This window comes from Halomonas sp. GFAJ-1, from assembly GCF_000236625.2.
Lineage (GTDB): Bacteria > Pseudomonadota > Gammaproteobacteria > Pseudomonadales > Halomonadaceae > Vreelandella.
This window is the reverse complement of the sequence record NZ_AHBC01000015.1, coordinates 1-2,919: the sequence shown is the minus strand read 5'-3', so window position 1 is coordinate 2,919 and position 2,919 is coordinate 1. Positions and strand designations below refer to the sequence as shown.

Below are 2,919 nucleotides of genomic sequence, written 5' to 3'. Positions count from 1 at the left end.
GGTTTCCAATTAACAGATCAGAGTAACGGAAAAGATAGTCAATATAACAGTAGTAAAAATAGATCGGTAAGGCATGACTGGAATAATGAAAGATCTCTTTTTGAAAAAATTGTTAAATAAATTTGGAGATGGTTGTGAAAGAGTTAAAATTGCTAGATTGTACTTTGCGTGATGGTGGTTATTACAATGCCTGGGATTTTTCTGAGCAACTAATACATGAGTATTTAGATGCAATGCAATCTGCAGGTGTTGATATCGTTGAGCTAGGTCTTCGTACGCTCAAGAAGCAAGGGTTCCAAGGCCCTTGTGCGTTTACTACAGATGAGTTTTTGGAGAGCCTTACCATCCCTTCAGGCCTTACTGTAGGTGTAATGGTTAATGGTAGCGAACTAGTTGGTGAAATTCCGCAAATTGAGGCTTTAGAACGGCTATTTCCCAATAGTGCTTCTAACTCTCCAGTAGAATTAGTGCGAATTGCCTGTCACGTTCATGAATTTACCAGTTCTTTGCCTGCAGTAATTTGGTTAAAGGATAGAGGTTATAAAGTTGGCTTTAATTTAATGCAAGTGGCTGATCGAACTGAAGATGAAGTGAAGGCCCTTGCTCGTGAAGCTAAAGCATACCCACTTGATGCACTTTATTTTGCGGATAGTATGGGCAGTATGAATCCAGATCAAACTGCAAAAATTATACAGTGGATGCGCACTGAGTGGTCTGGTCCTATGGGAATTCATACACATGATAATTTAGGGTTGGCTTTGTCAAATACTCTGCGTGCGATTGATGAGGGTGTTACATGGCTAGATTCAACTGTTACTGGCATGGGGCGCGGTCCTGGTAATGCGCGTACTGAAGAATTAGCTATTGAGCTTGCTGAGCGGCGAGATAAGCAAGTTAGCATCGTGCCACTGATGGCCTTACTGCGTAAGCATTTCAAGCCTATGCAAGAGCATTATGGCTGGGGAACTAACCCATATTACTATTTGGCTGGGAAATATGGTATTCACCCTACATATATCCAAGAAATGTTGAGTGACGCTCGTTATGATGAAGAAGATGTGTTGGCTGTTATTGAACACCTTCGTGTAGAGGGAGGTAAAAAATTCAGTCTTAATGCTCTTGATGCTGCACGTCATTTTTATCGTGGTGAAGCGAGAGGGAATTGGTCGCCCATAAATATTTTTAACGGTAGAGATGTACTTTTGTTAGGTTCAGGTCCAGGCGTTGGAGATCATCGTAAAGCTTTGGAGCGTTATATAGAAAAAGCTAAGCCTTTAGTAGTTGCTCTTAACACGCAAAAATGTATAGAAGCAAAGTTTGTTGATTTTCGCGTTGCTTGTCACCCTGTACGATTACTAGCTGACTGCGAAGCTCATACTAAATTACCACAGCCATTAATTACCCCATTCTCGATGCTGCCCGTTGATGTGCAAAAATCTTTAAGCGAAAAAGAAATATTAGATTATGGTTTAAAGGTTAAGGCCAATACTTTTTCATTTGACGAAAATGCATGTACTGTTCCTAGCTCTTTAGTTGTGGCTTATGCACTTGCAGTCCTTAATAGTGGAAAAGCAAACAAAATTATGATGGCGGGCTTTGACGGTTATGGAGCTGATGATCCTCGCAGCCAAGAAATGCACCAGCTTTTTGAAGAGTATCTAGCTAATAAAGAAACAGTGCGGTTGGTGTCAATAACGCCGACTCGATATGCTCTTCATACAGAGTCTGTTTACGCACTTTAAAAGCCTAATGAAGGATAATATTATGCGTAGTGTTGTGTTGATACCCGCACGTTTTGGTTCTACACGCTATCCAGGTAAGCCGTTAGTTAAACTTCTTGGAAAACCTATGGTGTTATGGGTTGCTGAAATTTCGGCCCGCGCTGTAGGAAAAGAAAATGTATATGTTGCTACAGAAGATGCGCGTATTGTTAGTGTTGTCGAGGAATCAGGTTTCCAAGCAGTTTTAACGTCAGATGACGCACTGACAGGCACTGACCGACTTGCACAGGCCGCTTTACAGGTGGAGTCAGATATCTATATAAATGTTCAAGGCGACGAACCTTTAATTGATCCTTTAGATATTTTAAAGATTCGTGAAGCAAAGCTAAACAATATGGATCATGTGATTAATGGCTTCAGTTGGGTGTCTGAAGATGAAGATCCTCATAGTGTTAATATTCCCAAAGTAATAACTACAGAAGATAACCGGCTTGTTTACATGTCCCGTTTAGCATTGCCTGGATATAAAGATAAGAAATGTGCACCAAAAAGCTATAAAAAACAGGTTTGCATCTATGCTTTTACAAAAAAAGAGTTGCAGTTATTTAAGTCATTTGGTCGTAAGAGTGAGCTGGAGTTTAGCGAGGATATTGAGATACTGCGTTTTCTAGAAATGGGGAAAACTATTCGATTAGTAGAAACAAAGCCTGGTAGTTTAGCTGTTGATGTGCCAGAGGATGTTTATAAAGTTGAGGCTGCAATGCGCCAGGCTGGTCTGAAATGAAACAAAGTCTATCCAAATATAAAACGTTAATTTTTGATTGCGATGGAGTTATTTTAAATTCAAATAACGTAAAGACGAATGCGTTTTATAAGGTGGCTTTGCCATATGGTGAAGTTGCTGCACAAAAGTTGGTTGACTATCATGTGCTCAACGGTGGAGTGTCTAGGTATAAAAAATTTGAATTTTTTATAGATAGTATTGTTAAAGATTTGCAGAGTGGCCCTTCTTTAGAAGAATTGCTTACGGCATACGCGATGGAAGTGCGAGACGGATTATTAAAGTGTGAAGTTGCTCATGGACTTTCTGAGTTGAGAGCCCTGACATCTAAAGCTCGTTGGCTAGTAGTATCTGGAGGTGATCAAGAAGAGCTAAGAACAATTTTTCTCGAAAGAGGTCTACTTTCTTTCTTTGATG

At 40.0% G+C, this 2,919-nt stretch carries 3 protein-coding genes; all 3 read left to right on the top strand.

The window, feature by feature from the left end; translation table 11 throughout:
* The first annotated feature begins 134 nt into the window (after nucleotides 1-134).
* A complete protein-coding gene (locus MOY_RS04215; RefSeq protein ID WP_009096865.1) occupies nucleotides 135-1,742 on the top strand; it encodes an aldolase catalytic domain-containing protein in 1,608 nt (535 codons plus the stop codon).
* A 22-nt stretch (nucleotides 1,743-1,764) separates the two neighbouring features.
* Nucleotides 1,765-2,505 (top strand): 3-deoxy-manno-octulosonate cytidylyltransferase, encoded by a 741-nt coding sequence (locus tag MOY_RS04210; RefSeq protein ID WP_009096863.1) that lies wholly within the window; start codon nucleotides 1,765-1,767, stop codon nucleotides 2,503-2,505.
* The coding region (locus tag MOY_RS04205; RefSeq protein ID WP_009096861.1) for an HAD family hydrolase at nucleotides 2,502-2,919 on the top strand (418 nt) is incomplete at its 3' end. The genes MOY_RS04210 and MOY_RS04205, both read left to right, overlap by 4 nt.

Excerpts from the sequence above, each read along its gene's own strand:
- MOY_RS04210 (WP_009096863.1), top strand. The coding sequence starts at position 1,765 with ATGCGTAGTGTTGTGTTGATACCCGCACGTTTTGGTTCTACACGCTAT.